This window comes from Moorena sp. SIO3H5 (assembly GCF_010692395.1).
Lineage (GTDB): Bacteria > Cyanobacteriota > Cyanobacteriia > Cyanobacteriales > Coleofasciculaceae > Moorena.
Map to the genome: position 1 here is coordinate 1 of NZ_JAAHHS010000164.1, position 15,635 is coordinate 15,635.

Genomic DNA, 15,635 nt, shown 5'->3' on the forward strand with positions numbered 1-15,635 from the left:
TCTTTTCCAAAGCACTGTGTAGGTGCAGTCTTCTGCGTGCATGATAGCTTGGTCAGTTGGGTCAACCATCATACAGTGGCCACACCTGTGATCTGCTTGGGTGATGGTCAGAAGTTACCGCTAGAAGAGGGTCGCCTTTATAGTTGGCAGTCTGTGAGTTTTGGGTTAAATTAGCTTGGTGTAAGGCGACCCTCTTCTTTAGTTTCATCTCCGGTCATGACGGATACTGGAATATCTTTGCTGAGATTGGAACTACCTCACAACGATGTGACATTCCTGACTGGTATCACAAAATCAATAATCTGGGCAAGGTAGATTGACCCGCAGCAGCGGCTAGATGCAGTTGAAACTTGTTTGTGGTTTGGGGATGTCGATGGCGCCATTGAACAGATACATATACTGGCAACATGAACGTGTCTTGAACTATATTAACAACCTCAACAAGCGATGCAGCGCGGTCTTGGGGAGCCAGTGCGGTCTTGGGGAGGCAGCGCGGTCTTGGGGAGGCAGCGCGGTCTTGGGGGTTCCCCCCATGAGCGACTGCCGTGGTCTCCCCCATGAGCGACTGCCGTGGTTTCCCCCATGAGCGACTGCATCAAGAAGCATCACAACTGTTGTTATATACGGCTAAAACCCAAGCCGAAGCCATTTCCATCGGGTCAGGATCAATGCTCCTTTGGAGCCGCTACGGGAACGAATCGACGGGTCTTGCCGGTTGGTCGGCCCAGGAAAATCTCAGGGGCTCAGTGGGACGAAAGCAACGCTCATAAGGGTAGGTTTTTTACAAAGGGGCGAGTAGGGACTTTGATTACGTATAAATTCCTCAAAATATGTATCAAAATACACACTATTTTCCGGGATAATTCTCCCCATTTCCCGGTTTTCCCGATTCCCGACTCCCGATTCCCGACTCCCGATTCCCGACTCCCGACCCAAATGTAAAAAACCTACCCCTGTGAGCGAAAGCAACGTCCCTCAAGTACTCAAGCATCAGTGCGGTTACCTCAACGGACAATTCTCAACTTGAGTCTTACAAAACATCCCATGCACTCAGTGGGAAGTGTGGGAAGTGTGGGAATTTTGGCGTTGCATTTTATGGGAATGGTTTTGCCCCCCTAGCCCCCCAATCATGGGTGAAAAAAACTATCAAAGTTCCCCTGAATTGGGACAATTATGAGGGTTTAATTCCACCTTTAGATCTCCCTTTCTTTCCTTAAATCTGCAACCCCTAATTATTAAGGCATATAGATTGAAACATTCATTCCTTGTTGACGTAGTTGGTTAGCAAAAGCATTGGCCTTCGCTTCATTTTTGAATGCTCCCATCTGAATTCGAGACCCTTGTGGGAATCGACCCAAAAAAGCACCAGGGACAATTTTCTTGGCATTTGCTAAACCACTGAGACTCCCGTCGTTGAGTATCACGTAATATTTGATTTTAGTAGATTTAGACGATGGTGGTGCAGTAGTTTTCTGACCGTTAACCACTGGCTGTTTAGGCAATGGTGCAGCAATAGAAACCGGTCGTGAAGCAGGCTGTGAATTGTTTTGAATTTCTTGCTTTGCTCTAGAACCAATTTGATTCTGTACAGCGAGTTGCTTTCTTTGAGCTTCTATTTTTGCTTGTTGCTGCCGAGCTTCATTGATGATTCGATTTAACCTCTGACGCCAATGTGCTGGCAAATTGCTGTTCTGAGCATAGTTCAACACATCAACCCACCTACCCTGTTCATAGGCTTGTTGAATCTTATCAAATTTGCGTTCAAAGGATACCCATTCGTTATGCCATTGGTCAATTTTGCTTTGGGCACCATTGAAAGCCGCACTACTAGGCAAAACATCTTGTGCGATCGCAATTGCCCCCTTGATATTTCCTGCCTGATAGTTTTGCACTGCTCTTGCCAAAATTAGTGAGCCATTATCTACCGGTTGTGCTGGTGTTGGCTGACGGGTCTGTGGTGACGATGGAGTCCTCCTGACCACAGGTGTTGGTTTTCGGTTAATCGTTCTCTTTGGAACATTTCTCTCCGGAGCCGATGCCACCACTGGCTCAACCGTTGGTGCGCAGTCAGTCAAATTTGTAAACACCCACCCCGTAACCGGTGAACTAATTTCTACCCAGCCAGGTTGTCCACTACCAGTTAGAACCAGACTGCTTCCCTGATTCAGCTGATCTACTTTTGACCCATTCGGCTCGGAGCGCACATTAACACTGAAACCTGTCACCTGGCAATTACCTGGGGCTGCTGGGACTGGTGGCTCGTATACTACCGGAGCTGAACGGCGATTGGGTGTACTCCTAGGAGGAATTGGTTGCGCTATTCTAGGTGGTGACCAAGAGCTAGAACGCACGGAGTAGATCATACCAGCTATCGAAGACGTCACTAAGGCAATACCAGTACCAATGATCAAAGACAAATTATCCGATCGATCTACCTTAGTTGGAGGCAACGGAGAAGCTGCTGGTTTATTTGGAGTAGAACCTCCATGGGCATTTGCATCCCAAGTTTGTTGCTCTGAGAACGGGGTTGATACTGGCTCTGGTGGGAAATTTTCTTCTACTGTAGGGACATTGTGAATTGAGTAGTAGGTTGGGGAATTGATGGAGTACGCTTTTGAATTAGCACTCAATTGCTGTAAGTCTTGTAAAACCTGGGATGCCGACTGGTAACGGTCTTTGACTTGGTAGCGAACCATTTTGGTAAGGACATTCGCCAATCCTACACTTAATCCTACACTCGCTGACACCAGAGATTGCCAGTTAACTTCACCAGTGTTGAGGTCTTCATGAAACTGATCTGGCACCATTCCGGTTAGTGCCTGAATCCCAATAATCCCTAGGGCATAAATATCACTGCTAGGACAGGGCTGACCCAAAGCCTGCTCACTGGACATATAGCCTGGAGTGCCTACTACCACAGTATGGTGAGTTTGTCTATAGGCACTAGCCAAATCCGTTTGAACTTGCTTAACGGCACCAAAGTCCACCAACACTAACTTTCTATCTGCCGTGCGTCGGATCAGGTTATCGGGCTTAATATCGCGATGAATCACACCGTGACGGTGGACAAATTCCAAAATACTTAAAACTTCTTGCAATAGCCCAATCACCTGGTTTTCCTGCCAGCGCTGACCAGGTGACAACTCTTGGCTCAATAGATGCCCTTCGATGAACTGTTGCACCAAGTAAAACTCATGGTCTTCTTCAAAGTAGGCAAGTAGTCGAGGAATTTGGTCATTATTGCCCAGCTTTTCTAGGGTTTCAGCCTCCCTGCTAAATAGCCGTCGAGCAGTGTCTAAAAATGTCTGAGAACCATTGGGAGGCTGAAGTTGCTTAACAACACAGCTTGGGTTACCTGGACGCTTCGTGTCCTTGGCTAAATAGGTTTTGCCAAATCCCCCGGAACCGAGGACTTGAGTCACTTGGTAACGCCCGTCCAGTAACTTGCCTAACATAGGATTGATGTGCCTAAGATTTCACAAAAAGGAAGATTAAAACTCCGCACCAAGGGGGCGGGTTGCTAACTGTCTCATGTTTAACATACGCTGATCGGTATTATTGACCAGGACTGTGACAATTTCTATTCTGATTATCAGTTAGCTATCAGCTATCAGCTATCAGCTATCAGCTATCAGTTATCAGCATTATGCTTAAGGCTATCAGCTAGAGGCTATCAGCTAGAGGCTGAGGGCTGAGGGCTGAGGGCTGAGGGCTGAGGGCTGAGGGCTGAGGGCTGAGGGCTGACCGCTTACGATTATCGGTATAGTATTAACAGCGACGAAGCTGGTCAGGAATAATTGCTGCTTTATTTAATGGCTGGTAGGATAACACCCTTAAAGGGCTGTTTGGGAGTTAATGAATGAAACCCTTATTTAAGGATACGCTGGCATGGGAACAAGCTCAACTGCTGATGCAACCGGCGTTTATTCGTATAATAGATCAAATTCGGCTGCAGTTGGAGCCAACAAACTGGAAAATCACCTATAAAAACGTTACTACACCCATACCGGGCTATGAGTTGTCTTTGGCACATCAAGATACAACAGTCGCCCTTAATATATGGGATTTGTGTTTCCAAGTCTGTTTTCGTGACTATAAACCAACCCACTCTGAATTAGACTCTCAGCCAGTAGACATTGATCCGATGCTGATTGATCAGGCTGGTGAGGTAGATTGGCAGTGTCTAGATGCTAAAGCCAAACAGCTAGTAGAAGACGTTGTGGCAGGATTGCCAGTAGATACTAATGATAAATGACCAATTGCTAGATGCCCAGCGCCTGGCTGGGGCAAAGTTTGAGTCGGTGGCTTCACGGATGATTCCAGTAAGTTTTGGCAATGATGCCGCAGGGATTGAAGCAGCCCGTCAGGGAGTTGCCTTAGTTGATTGTTGCCATTGGGGGTTGATAAAAGTATCTGGTGATGACCGACTACGCTATCTACACAATCAAAGCACCAATGACTTCCAAACACGACAGCCAGGCCAAGGCTGTGAAACGGTTTTTGTCACATCTACTGCTCGGACTATCGACCTAGTTACTGCTTATATCTTAGAAGACGCAGTGCTATTGCTAGTTTCTCCAAATTGCCGCCAGCAGATCATGGAGTGGCTGGATCGTTATATCTTTCCCATGGATAGAGTGGAATTGCAGGATGTATCGGAGCACCATGCTGTTTTCTCCTTGATGGGACCCGAAAGTAATGGCCTTTTAACAGGGTTGGGTGTCGAGATATCAGGAGAAGATGCTAGTCACCAGCAACTGATGCTCGGGGATAATCAAGTCCGCATCGCTGTCGGGAGTGGCTTAGCCTTGCCAGGATATACTGTAATTTGCCCTGCCGAGAATGCTGCCCAGGTTTGGCAGACCTTAACCACAGCAGGAGCAATCCCTATAGGCGATCGCGTTTGGCAACAGTTGCGTATCCAACAGGGACGCCCTGCGCCTGGTCATGAACTCACGGAAGATTACAATCCTCTCGAAGCTGGTTTGTGGGAAACCATCTCCTTTAGCAAAGGCTGTTACATTGGTCAAGAAACCATTGCGCGCTTGAATACCTACAAAGGAGTTAAGCAACGACTATGGGGTATCCGCTTAAGTGCTCCTACTGACCTAGGGAGCGCCATCACCGTAGATGGAAAAAAAGTGGGCAAGCTCACCAGTTTGACGGAAACTGACCAGGGAGTCTTTGGTTTAGCCTATATCCGCACTAAGGCTGGTGGTGTAGGGTTAAACGTTATGTTAGGAGACGTCGAAGGGGAAATTGTGGCTGTACCTGGTTTGAGCCATGATTATTATGAGCCCAGCCCTGAGTAATCCCGGACTCTGTAGCTTTTCCTTCGGAAACGTCTGTTGAAAAAAAATACGATGCGCGAGCATTCAGCCGCTAAGCGATAGCATAGCAGAGCCAATTAGCTGGCATCGCATAATATCACAAAGGATAAAAATAGACAAGAATCTATATCAAAATGCCTATCAAATAAGTATCATAGCGTGTATGATGCTAATCACGAAAACAGAATTTTTTCCCGATTCCCAATTCCCCTCCTAGGAGGGGTTAGGGGTGGGTTACGATTCCCGATTCCCGACTCCCGACTCCCGACTCCCTAGGACCTGACCCAGTTGAGAACTGCGATAGAATTAAAGACTAAAGCATTCACACTCCTCATGTGAGGAGATCCATTTATGGCCCTGCCAATTGTTGCAGTTATCGGACGCCCGAATGTAGGGAAATCAACCCTGGTCAATCGTTTGGCAGGAGTGACCGATGCTATTGTTCATAACCAACCAGGAGTAACCCGCGATCGCACTTATCGCCCTGCTTTCTGGCAAGACCGAGACTACCTGGTTGTCGATACTGGGGGCTTAGTCTTTGATGATGATACCGAGTTCTTGCCCTTGATTCGAGAACAGGCAATGGCAGCTTTGGCTGAAGCGAGTGCAGCAGTGTTGGTGGTGGATGGTCAAGCGGGACCCACAGCTGGAGATGAAGCGATCGCACAATGGTTACGTATACAAAATACCCCAGTTGTGCTAGCTGTCAATAAATGTGAATCTCCCCAGCAAGGAATTATTCTAGCCTCCCAGTTTTGGGAACTCAATTTAGGAGAACCCTTCCCGGTCTCAGCAATTCATGGCAATGGTACAGGAGAATTACTAGAAAAGCTGGTTACCTACCTGCCCAATGTAGACACTATCGAAGAAATCCCAGAGATTAAAGTCGCCATTGTCGGACGCCCCAATGTCGGAAAGTCGAGCTTATTGAACACCCTCACTGGGGAAAATCGCTCCATCGTTAGTCCAATTTCTGGTACCACTCGTGATGCTATTGATATGGTAGTAGCACGGTCAGCAGATCCAGAAAAGGGTACTGAAGCCCAAACCTATCGCTTGATAGACACTGCTGGCATTCGCAAAAAGAAAAACGTTACTTACGGACCCGAATTTTTTGGTATTAATCGTGCCTTCAAAGCCATTCGCCGCTCAGATGTAGTGCTACTGGTGATTGATGCTATAGATGGCGTGACAGAGCAAGACCAAAAACTGGCAGGACGTATTGCTGATGAAGGGCGTGCTGCGATAATTGTAGTTAATAAGTGGGATGCCATAGAAAAAGATTCCTACACTATCTATGACTACCAAAAACAGGTAAAAGACCGACTGAGTTTTATCGAGTGGGCTGAAATAATCTTTGTTAGTGCCATGACCGGCAAGCGAGTCGAAACAATATTAGATTTAGTTGACACCGCTGCCAATCAACATCAACGTCGTGTCTCTACCTCTGTAATTAATGAAGTATTACAAGAAGCTGTTAGCTGGTACACTCCTCCCACCAATCGCCAAGGACGTCAGGGCAAAATCTACTACGGTACCCAGGTAAAATCTAAACCTCCCACTATTGCCCTGTTTGTCAACGACCCCAAACGCTTCAAAGACAACTACCGTCGCTACATAGAGCGTCAGTTCCGCCAACAATTAGATTTCACCGGTACACCACTACGCTTACTGTGGCGAGGCAAAAAAGTCCGTGATGGAGAAGAAGCTCAAATCAACCTCAATCGAGCTACTCGTGTTTGACAAATAACTGCCTCGACCACTACCCACTAAGCACTCAGCACTCACATGGATTTATTGCGATCGCTTCCCATCGGACTGTATTTAGAACAACCCTTCACTTGGATGCATCACCTCGACTCCAGGGTAAAGATGTTTTGGTTGACCAGTTTTCTGATCGCACCCCTGTTGGCAAATCCCTTCTGTCGGCTCGGGCTATCCTCCTTACTGATTATCATCACCCTTACCGCTAGGATTCCCTGGCGGGTGTGGCGTCAGCAAATGGGTTGGTTGTTGATGATAGCATGTTTTGCATTTTTGATGACTGCGACTTTTCCAGATGGTATGGCAATTGAGCATCAAATACGACTACCTCAAGAATTCAGCCTACCCCAACCTACTGACTACCGTTATGTAATCTGGAGTGGGGGACCGGTTACGATTACTCGTCGCTCATTAGATTTAGCGATCCGGATCAGCACAACTCTATTTACCCTAGTTTATAGTTCCAGTCTCTTCCTGCTGACCACAGCACCAGAAGAAATTACTGCAGGTTTAGAAAGCTTAATCAAACCCTTACGGCGTTTGAATGTTCCGGTTACGGAAATTCTGCTCACCTTAACCCTTTCCTTGCGCTTTATCCCCCTAGTGCTAGAAGAAGTACAGAATTTAGCTCGTTCCATACGCACTCGTGCTATCAACTGGAAAAAACTCGGTCTGAACCGAAGCCTACAAGTTTGGTTAATGGTTGCGGAAAAGCTTCTGGAAAATTTACTGTTACGGGCTGAGCAAATTGCTAGTGCCATGACTGTCAGAGGCTTTACTAGTCCCAATGAGCATCAAGTGGAGTGGCATCAACTGCGCATACGCTGGTGTGATTGGTTAGCACTGGCAAGTTTACTAGTATTTTGGGGAGTAAGATTAACCTGGGGTTGGAAAATATGAATCTTTTGTCAAGAACATAGCTATGGTTTAATCTAGGTAACTTCAAGCAATCCCTAGGCTTTAAAACCAGGGAAAGCAGTCAAGATGTGTAGATCAGCCATCCTATGACAAATCAATCACCGTCCGAGCAATCACCATCCCCAACACCTCCCCCAACACCTCCTCAGCCAAGCCGCAAACCGATTCTAGAGCTTGATGAATTACTGGCGATTATCGTCGCTTTTGCCACTGTTGGTCTAATTTTCTTTTGGGGCACAAAGGGCAACCGGGAAAAATTTAGCTTAAAATCCCTTGAGTCTCCCATAGCATCATCTGATTCAACTGAGTCAACGGGAGAACTATCACTATTCCCAAGCCTTAAATCAATCACTGGTGGGGATAAGTCATCATCTGAAAGCTCCTCATCCTCCAAATCAAGAAATCGTTCTTTGTTCAGGGGAGATTCACCTGATTCAGCTACCGGTTTTATTCTCGGGTCACCTCAAGATAACTCACTAGAGGACTCAGAAACTGGTCCATTCCTGGGGCTATTCTCATCAGGGTACTCATCCACAGGATATCCCAACCGCACCATGGGCAAGGGCAAATTGCGAGGGGATGGCAGTACTGACGGTAGCACAGGGCCTGACCAAGCCCGAGGCGATCGCAGTACTGACGGTAGTTCTGACCAAGCCCGAGGGGATGGCAGTACTGACGGTAGCACTGGTTCTGACCAAGCCGGAGCCTCATCACCAACTATTATTATCCCTACAGATGTTAGCGATTTCCGCTTGATTGAAATCAATGAAATTCCTAATAATCATTGGGCAAGTCCTTTCTTGGTACCTCTAGCCCGGGACAAGGCATTAGTTAACTTACCTAATCAGAAATTTTTACCCAACAGACCGGTGACAAGGGGAGAGTTAGCTGCTCAAATTCAAAAAGTGTTTAAAGAGCAGAAGAAGCGACAACGAGTAAATTACAAGGATAAACCTACTGATAAATCAGCCTCTAAAGCAATTGATGAAGCTACCGAAACTGGCTTTATGTCAGGATATCCTGGACAGGAGTTCCGTCCTGAGCAAAAGGTTCCTCGTGTACAGATTTTGGTTAGCCTAATTAGTGGTCTTAATCTTAAACCTTCATCGAATCCAGCCCAAACCATAGAGATTTACCGAGATAAGGATCAGATTCCTGAGTGGGCGATTGAGAAAGTAGCAGCAGCAACAGAAGCGGGTATAGTTGTTAACTACAGTGACAAAACTATGCTCAGACCCAATGAACCTGCTACTCATGCTGAGATGGTTTCTATGCTTTATCAGGCTTTGGTTAAAGCAGGTAAGGCTCAAGGAGTTTCCTCACCTTATATTGTAGGTCCACAATAGAATTATCAGTAACCCGTTCAGGTAATGATTACCCGATTTTAATCGACTTTATTGATTAGCCCGGAGTTAAAACTCCGGGCAATATTTTTGATGAGAATTTAGGGAGAAGGGAGCAGGGAGCAGGGAGCAGGGAGCAGGGAGCAGGGAGCAGGGAAAAGTAGGGTGGGCAAGGTTTTGCCCACCCTACAGGTAGCTTTAAATTGAGGGATTTGCGTAAGTCCTATATTGTCAACTATCAAGGCAACCGTTAACCATAAACCATCGTGTTGACGCAGTTGTTAATGGTTTGACTTCTGTATGCGATCGCATCTGTCTTGATGCCGTCGCTCATGGCGCATGGTTCTGTGTGCGGAACTTGCATGGCTGACAGGGAATTTGGAGTGAGCCGATGGGATAACAATCGATCCGAGACCTGATTTAACCGTCCCGTCGCAACTCCGCCAGCTCCTGATCTTTCCCCTCCTGGGAGGGGTTAGGGGTGGGTTCCCTACACCCATCACCCCACACCCCACACCCCGTAAAGCTTTTAAGGCTGTTTGTCACCCCCTGAGCACTACCACAGTGCTCTAACAGGTATCCCAAATGGCCTTGGAGGAGGAGTGATCACTCTTGGCTGTACAGGAGTGGAAATGACAGTTCTCGGAAGAGCGTTCACCCGTTCGACACGCCTCTTTTGGACAGACTCTAACACCTCGCTAACACGACTGGTAACCCTGGTAGTCTCTGCACTCGCCAAAGCACTGGAACTAACCACATTAACGATACGATTTCCAGCCATCAAGACTTGCTTACCTTCTATCAAATGCCATTGCCTGAGCTTGGAAGTGGGTAGCCAAACCGTCCTGCTGTTACCGTTGTCAAGCCTAATCTTTACTATATTGCCAACGATACTCTTGATAGTACCTTTGTCAAGCTCTTGCCCCCGGTCTTGTTTCAGGATCCGGTTTTGGGCTTGTTCATCCATTGAGTTAGCCTTAGCGGGAGCCATAGTAAGGGTACACAGCAGCAATGACAAGGTAGTCCCTGTCCAGACATTCAAGTTTTTAATATTCATCATCAACTTAACTTATATTTCTGTTAATCGAAGAATTTAAAATTCACTAATCTACTGTAAAATCTACGGAAATAATAGATTGTTTCCGGAATAGATTATCAGTAGATTTACTAACTTTTGGTCTGCCAAAATCACTAATTACCTTGGTGTTAACGTTTTTGACAATGTTGCTTTTCAAGTAGATTAAAGTGATGTTATAAAGTTGTTATAAATAAAAACTAATTAGAAATGGTGAGAGATAAATTACTATCTCGGAGCTTAAAGCTACTCTGCTTGAGTATAGTAATTCCAATACTTTATGGGCAACAGCAGGTAGCTGCCTCTGAAAAAATAAGTATTCCTGTTCCTACTCCTAAAGAGGTTTTACCTCAAAATGAATTGCCGGGAATTGAAGCCCCAAAATTGCCTCCCCTTGGAGACCGGGATCTATATCTTCCTCTAGAAGAAGACTTGCCACCAGAGGTTACTCAAATTACTCGTTTGGTGATTAAATTGAGTGAACGTCGTGTTTATGTCTATCAAGCGGCTCAAGTCCTAAACAGTTACCCAATTGCCATTGGTAAAGTGGGTTGGGAAACACCAACAGGTAATTTTGAAGTCATCGAAAAGCTTCAGGATCCAGCTTGGGAGCATCCTTGGACAGGTGAAGTAATTCCTCCAGGGCCCAATAATCCCCTTGGCGATCGCTGGATTGGTTTTTGGACTAATGGGAAGGATTATATTGGATTTCATGGAACAACTGCTGAGGAACTCGTCGGACAAGCTGTTTCTCACGGTTGCATCCGAATGCTCAATAAAGATGTCCGGGATTTATTTGAAAAGGTTGCTATAGGAACACCGGTAATCGTAGAGCCTTGACATACTATACCGGAATAGGTTAAACCCCAGAACAAGTAAGCTCACGGGGTGACAACAAAGCTCAAACCTAGATAGGTGTTGGGTATTAGGTTAATGGTTTTAGGTATTGGGGAAAATGAGCGCGACTCATGTTGTTGTATTTACCAGCAGTTGAAGCAATTTTCACCCATACTTCGTCGTGGTCTGTTGCTCCACTTCCGGTTTTGGAGAGTTTCACAACTGAAATCCGATTGTTATAGTTAGGAGGGTGTAGGTTCAACTTTCCGACCCGGTCTACTAGAAACGGTATTTCCAAACATTAAACGTGTTTTTTTATGAGTAAATCAATAATTGAGTTAGTTGATGAACTGTCAACCGATAGTCTAACCGTAAAAATACTGAACGCACTGGATTTTGTGATCCCAGGGGAGTGGGAAAACTTAGTGGGGTTTAACCACACGATTCGCAAGCTAACTGGGGAAGAGGATTACGACGTAATTACGAAAATTCGCGATCGCGCCCTCGCCATCTACGAAGACCCGAATGAAGGATACCAAAAAGCGGTTGGGATTTATCAAAAGTTTGACAGAACTGACAAAGCGATCGCAGCAGCGGCTTTAGCCGACAAGGTTGGGGATACCTTTAGCTGGATCCCGTTTTTACAGAAACTGACTCCTAAAGCGGACAAGCTTCAAGGGCTTGACTTGGGTCTGAAATTAGTAGGGGAACTACTAGCCCATAGCAAAATTCACAAGGTTGGCTTGAATCCCTTCGAGTTTGCCACTTCTATCCAGGAAAACTATGATAAAGCCGCTCTGATGCGGATGGTAGCTTTAGTTTGCATTGATGGGGTAATCCCTCTTGGTGCAGACTTCGTGTCTAAAGTACGAAATACCCTGGAAGAAGGAGATCAATCATCCTTTTCCAACAATGATGAGTTTGAAGCCATCAAGGACTCAATCCCAGATGACGATCAACAGGGATTCATTACTCAAACCTTTGATGCAGTTGGTGGCTGGATGGATAATCTAGTATCCTCGGTTGGATTAAGCCGTGATTCACTCTCCGACAGTCTCGGGGGTTTTGTAGAAATTGCCGATGACAAGTTAGACTATGTCGCGGCATTTCTAGACGCTAGCACTAACTACTATGAGCATACTGGTATTCAAACCGTTGCGCGTCATTTAATTCTTCGTGCTGCTGAAGAAATTGACTAGCCTAATTGACTAGGCTAGTAGTACACAACTATAGCGTTTTTCATAGTGATGAAAAACGCTATAATGGGGAAATATTTTGCTCCAATTAAGTTAAGTACTAACCTTGACAATGCTGCAATACAAAGTTTCTAAGCTAACTGAATCCCCTAACTTTGTATTAGTTGCTGCTGGATTAATGATGGCTTTAGCGGTAACAGGCTGTGAGCAATGGGATTCATCTGGCAGGATAAGTAGACCAACACCAGACAATTTTCCTACTCGTACCTTCCCGAGACCGAACCCTGAGCAGTCGCCACCAGCGATAAAGCAAGTTTTGTATGTGGATTCTCAACAAGGTACAGACAGCGAAAACGCTGGTCTAACCACTGCTAATCCCTTTAAAACTATTACCTATGCCTTACAGCAAGCTCGTCCCTTAGCTACTATCCACCTAGCCCCAGGTCAGTACACCGTTGAACAGGGAGAAACCTTTCCCCTTAAACTCAAACCTGGCATGATTCTCCAGGCAAACAAGTCCGCTAGAGGTGAAGGAGTAGTTATAATTGGTGGCGGTCTTTACCTCAGTCGCACTTGGGCTGGTCAGAACGTAACGATATTAGCAGCTCAAGATGCTCAGATTCTGGGACTAACTATTACTAATCCTAATACCAGAGGGAGTGGTGTGTGGGTAGAATCCACCAATCCCATCATTCGTAACAATACCTTTATCAATAGCGATCGCGAAGGAGTGTTTGTTAGTGGTAAAGGAAACCCTCTGATAGAAAATAACCGTTTTGCCAATAACCAAGGAAACGGTATCTCTGTAACTCGGGAAGCAACAGGAGAAATCCGGGGTAATATTATTGAGCAAACCGGTCATGGTTTGGTGATAGGGGGCAACAGTTCACCCTTGGTAGTAAATAATCAGATTCGTGACAACATTGACGGGGTCGTGATTGAAGGGTCTGCACGTCCTGTGCTGCGAGATAACCAAATTATCAACAATAGTCGGGATGGCTTGGTAGCGATTAGCCAATCTCAGCCAGATTTAGGCACTGCTAGTATTCCTGGTAACAACCTTTTTGAAGGTAATGAACGTTATGACATTTATAATGTTACTGGCAAAAAGCTATTAGTAATTGGAAATCAGCTCAAGGGGGATGGGGTTGCTGCACTGCTAGAAGCTCAACCAAGTTCTCCTGAATTTCCTGAAGACTTTGACGTTAATTAGTTTGACTCAGTATGCTATACCAAAGGGAACAGCGGATCTGGGAACAGCGGATCTGGGAACAGGGAGTAGGGAGTAGGGAGCAGGGAGTAGGCAAAAGAGAACAAAAATTATCACAACTCCTAAGCGAATTGGTATACCTAAGCAAAGCTGATAGCTGACAATTTTTTTTCATGATTCCTTCACAATTGACATTTAAAATTGTGTATGTTTTCGTGAGAGAAGTTTATAGTAAAAGAAACTGAAAATGGGTCAATCAATTATTGAATTAGTTGACGAACTACCAGAGGATAATTTAACCGTAAAAATCCTGAATGTACTGGATTTTATTGTTCCGGGGGAATGGGAAAATCTCGTCGGTTTTGACAATACAATTTGCTCAGTGACAGGGAAAACATATCCAGATGACATTGAGTCAATTCGCGAGCGCGCCCTGGAGCTGTACGAAGACCCTGACCAGGGATACCAAACAGCTATCTGGATTTACCGAACTCTTGACAATACTGACACAGCGATCGCAGCAGCCGCTTTAGCTGATAAAGTCGGGGATACCTTCCGTTGGATCCCATTCTTAGACAAACTAACTCCCAAAGCTGACACGGTTCAATCCGTTGACTTGAGTATAAAACTCGTCGGAGAACTGATCGCTCATAGCAAGATTCACGGCCTTGGCTTGAATCCGGTAGATTTTGCTGCTTCTGTGAAAGAAAACTATCATAACGAAGCTCTGATGCGAATGGTAGCCTTAGTTGCCATCGATGGTCTAATTCCTCTGGGTGCTGACTTCATATCTAAAGTCCGAAAGAGCCTGGATGAAGGAGGGGAGTCGCCTCTAGCAAACAATCCTGCCTTTACCATGCTCAGTGACTCAATTCCTGAATTCAAGCAACTGGGATTTATCCGTAACACCTTTGATGCAGTTGGTGACTGGATGGATAATTTAATTTCCTCTACTGGGTTAAGCCCTGAGTCACTGTTTGATCGTATGGGTGGCGTGATAGAAGTTGCTGATGACAAGTTAGACTATGTAGCAGCATTTCTAGACGCTAGTACCAATTGTTATGAGCATACTGGGATTCAAACTGTTGCTCGTCATCTGATTCAGCGGGCAGCTGAAGAAATTTAGGGCACCTTTAAATTACCCCAAATTAGCTTTTTTTGAAGCTGAATGCTGACCGCTGACCGCTGACCGCTGACCGCTGACCGCTTACAACAATTTTGGTAATTGGGATGAGTCATGGGGAATCATTAATATGACTACGATTCCCCATTGACCGAGTCTCGATTATCGATAAAATATCAAGATTATTTTAAAAATTATTTTTTCCTCTTTTTGTGGTGTCTATAGTTTTTTTTCCGGGTTAAATTCAAACGTTTAATCATCCTATCGACTGTGGAATGACCAATTAAAACACCCGTTTCTTCTGCTAACCAAATCCGGAGTTCATCTAAGGTAGCATCATTGTTTTTGATGACAAGATTTCGGAGAATATCTAATTGCTCTGGGGTAAGTTTTATCGGAGTTTGTTTAGTGCGAACTTTGGGAGCAATATTTCCTGTTTCTCGATACTGTTTGAGTAATTTCTGAACAAAGCTTAAGGCAACATTAAACTGTTTAGCAAGCTTACGTTGAGAGATATTGCCTTGATTATAAGCATCAATAATTTTTTGTCTAAGATCAACAGAGTAGGCTTTCATAGTGCTTGAGGAGAATTATCTGAACTATCCTCATTGTACCTGACTAGCGTGGTAAGCGCTACATTTTTTTTGCCAAAACATTGGAGCCTGGTAAGCATATGGGCTACTTGAGTGCTACTTGAGGTGCCGTCAGCTGTCAGCTGTCAGCTGTCAGCTGTCAGTTTATTTTAATCAAAAGCTGTTCGGTGTAGCATGCACTACCGCGATAAAGTATTCTCATAGCGTTGCCACAGCCCTTGGCTGATCCTAGATAGCAGATCAAGT

The 15,635-nt window shown here is 45.3% G+C and carries 16 protein-coding genes; 11 read left to right on the top strand and 5 right to left on the bottom strand.

The genetic code is table 11. The features are described 5' to 3' along the window. Positions 1–557 precede the first annotated feature (557 nt). Positions 558–770, top strand: a complete 213-nt coding sequence (locus tag F6K52_RS18405) for a hypothetical protein (RefSeq protein ID WP_293080555.1) — start codon at positions 558–560, stop codon at positions 768–770. A 34-nt stretch (positions 771–804) separates the two neighbouring features. Then, complete coding sequence (locus F6K52_RS18410) at positions 805–942, top strand: hypothetical protein (protein ID WP_293080558.1); 138 nt, start codon at positions 805–807, stop codon at positions 940–942. Between the two features lie 293 nt (positions 943–1,235). On the opposite strand, the gene F6K52_RS18415 is transcribed toward F6K52_RS18410, so the two are convergent. Beyond that, positions 1,236–3,455, bottom strand: coding sequence for a protein kinase (locus tag F6K52_RS18415; RefSeq protein ID WP_293080561.1), 2,220 nt, complete (start codon positions 3,453–3,455; stop codon positions 1,236–1,238). A gap of 404 nt (positions 3,456–3,859) precedes the next feature. Between F6K52_RS18415 and F6K52_RS18420 the strand changes: the two genes are divergently transcribed. The 5 genes from F6K52_RS18420 (at position 3,860) to F6K52_RS18440 (ending at position 9,358) form a co-directional block, all read left to right on the top strand. Next, the gene (locus F6K52_RS18420) at positions 3,860–4,255 is read left to right on the top strand and encodes a hypothetical protein (RefSeq protein WP_293080564.1); all 396 of its coding nucleotides are present in this window, start codon (positions 3,860–3,862) and stop codon (positions 4,253–4,255) included. Then, complete coding sequence (locus F6K52_RS18425) at positions 4,245–5,312, top strand: folate-binding protein (protein ID WP_293080567.1); 1,068 nt, start codon at positions 4,245–4,247, stop codon at positions 5,310–5,312. The genes F6K52_RS18420 and F6K52_RS18425 overlap by 11 nt, the downstream gene beginning before the upstream one ends. 369 nt (positions 5,313–5,681) lie before the next feature. Then, on the top strand, positions 5,682–7,073 hold the full coding sequence (gene der, locus F6K52_RS18430; RefSeq protein WP_293080569.1) for a ribosome biogenesis GTPase Der: 1,392 nt from the start codon (positions 5,682–5,684) through the stop codon (positions 7,071–7,073). A gap of 45 nt (positions 7,074–7,118) precedes the next feature. Then, entirely contained in the window at positions 7,119–7,994 is an 876-nt protein-coding gene (locus tag F6K52_RS18435; protein ID WP_293080573.1) for an energy-coupling factor transporter transmembrane protein EcfT, read from the top strand. A gap of 104 nt (positions 7,995–8,098) precedes the next feature. Beyond that, a complete protein-coding gene (locus tag F6K52_RS18440) occupies positions 8,099–9,358 on the top strand; it encodes an S-layer homology domain-containing protein (RefSeq protein WP_293080577.1) in 1,260 nt (419 codons plus the stop codon). Between the two features lie 98 nt (positions 9,359–9,456). Here the strand turns inward: F6K52_RS18440 and F6K52_RS18445 are convergent, their stop codons facing one another. Further along, positions 9,457–9,597 (bottom strand): hypothetical protein, encoded by a 141-nt coding sequence (locus tag F6K52_RS18445; protein WP_293080580.1) that lies wholly within the window; start codon positions 9,595–9,597, stop codon positions 9,457–9,459. 314 nt (positions 9,598–9,911) lie between these two features. Further along, complete coding sequence (locus F6K52_RS18450) at positions 9,912–10,415, bottom strand: hypothetical protein (protein ID WP_293080583.1); 504 nt, start codon at positions 10,413–10,415, stop codon at positions 9,912–9,914. A gap of 225 nt (positions 10,416–10,640) precedes the next feature. Here F6K52_RS18450 and F6K52_RS18455 point away from each other — a divergent pair, with 225 nt between their 5' ends. Beyond that, complete coding sequence (locus F6K52_RS18455; RefSeq protein WP_293080586.1) at positions 10,641–11,270, top strand: L,D-transpeptidase; 630 nt, start codon at positions 10,641–10,643, stop codon at positions 11,268–11,270. Positions 11,271–11,355: 85 nt separating this feature from the next. Here the strand turns inward: F6K52_RS18455 and F6K52_RS18460 are convergent, their stop codons facing one another. Further along, positions 11,356–11,487, bottom strand: a complete 132-nt coding sequence (locus F6K52_RS18460) for a hypothetical protein (RefSeq protein WP_293080589.1) — start codon at positions 11,485–11,487, stop codon at positions 11,356–11,358. 97 nt (positions 11,488–11,584) lie between these two features. Between F6K52_RS18460 and F6K52_RS18465 the strand changes: the two genes are divergently transcribed. The 3 genes from F6K52_RS18465 to F6K52_RS18475 all read left to right on the top strand — a co-directional run bounded on the left by F6K52_RS18465 (position 11,585) and on the right by F6K52_RS18475 (position 14,799). Further along, entirely contained in the window at positions 11,585–12,466 is an 882-nt protein-coding gene (locus F6K52_RS18465) for a hypothetical protein (RefSeq protein ID WP_293080592.1), read from the top strand. 109 nt (positions 12,467–12,575) lie between these two features. Next, complete coding sequence (locus F6K52_RS18470) at positions 12,576–13,676, top strand: DUF1565 domain-containing protein (protein WP_293080600.1); 1,101 nt, start codon at positions 12,576–12,578, stop codon at positions 13,674–13,676. 244 nt (positions 13,677–13,920) lie between these two features. Then, positions 13,921–14,799 (top strand): hypothetical protein, encoded by an 879-nt coding sequence (locus F6K52_RS18475; RefSeq protein WP_293080595.1) that lies wholly within the window; start codon positions 13,921–13,923, stop codon positions 14,797–14,799. A 191-nt stretch (positions 14,800–14,990) separates the two neighbouring features. On the opposite strand, the gene F6K52_RS18480 is transcribed toward F6K52_RS18475, so the two are convergent. Beyond that, positions 14,991–15,371: a transposase gene (locus F6K52_RS18480; RefSeq protein WP_293080598.1), complete on the bottom strand. Its 381-nt coding sequence runs from the start codon at positions 15,369–15,371 to the stop codon at positions 14,991–14,993. Between the last annotated feature and the right edge of the window lie 264 nt (positions 15,372–15,635).

Excerpts from the sequence above, each read along its gene's own strand:
- der (WP_293080569.1), top strand. The coding sequence starts at position 5,682 with ATGGCCCTGCCAATTGTTGCAGTTATCGGACGCCCGAATGTAGGGAAA.
- F6K52_RS18425 (WP_293080567.1), top strand. The coding sequence starts at position 4,245 with ATGATAAATGACCAATTGCTAGATGCCCAGCGCCTGGCTGGGGCAAAG.
- F6K52_RS18450 (WP_293080583.1), bottom strand. The coding sequence starts at position 10,415 with ATGATGAATATTAAAAACTTGAATGTCTGGACAGGGACTACCTTGTCA.
- F6K52_RS18480 (WP_293080598.1), bottom strand. The coding sequence starts at position 15,371 with ATGAAAGCCTACTCTGTTGATCTTAGACAAAAAATTATTGATGCTTAT.
- F6K52_RS18435 (WP_293080573.1), top strand. The coding sequence starts at position 7,119 with ATGGATTTATTGCGATCGCTTCCCATCGGACTGTATTTAGAACAACCC.
- F6K52_RS18455 (WP_293080586.1), top strand. The coding sequence starts at position 10,641 with ATGGTGAGAGATAAATTACTATCTCGGAGCTTAAAGCTACTCTGCTTG.
- F6K52_RS18420 (WP_293080564.1), top strand. The coding sequence starts at position 3,860 with ATGAAACCCTTATTTAAGGATACGCTGGCATGGGAACAAGCTCAACTG.
- F6K52_RS18415 (WP_293080561.1), bottom strand. The coding sequence starts at position 3,455 with ATGTTAGGCAAGTTACTGGACGGGCGTTACCAAGTGACTCAAGTCCTC.
- F6K52_RS18470 (WP_293080600.1), top strand. The coding sequence starts at position 12,576 with ATGCTGCAATACAAAGTTTCTAAGCTAACTGAATCCCCTAACTTTGTA.
- F6K52_RS18465 (WP_293080592.1), top strand. The coding sequence starts at position 11,585 with ATGAGTAAATCAATAATTGAGTTAGTTGATGAACTGTCAACCGATAGT.
- F6K52_RS18475 (WP_293080595.1), top strand. The coding sequence starts at position 13,921 with ATGGGTCAATCAATTATTGAATTAGTTGACGAACTACCAGAGGATAAT.
- F6K52_RS18405 (WP_293080555.1), top strand. The coding sequence starts at position 558 with ATGAGCGACTGCCGTGGTTTCCCCCATGAGCGACTGCATCAAGAAGCA.
- F6K52_RS18440 (WP_293080577.1), top strand. The coding sequence starts at position 8,099 with ATGACAAATCAATCACCGTCCGAGCAATCACCATCCCCAACACCTCCC.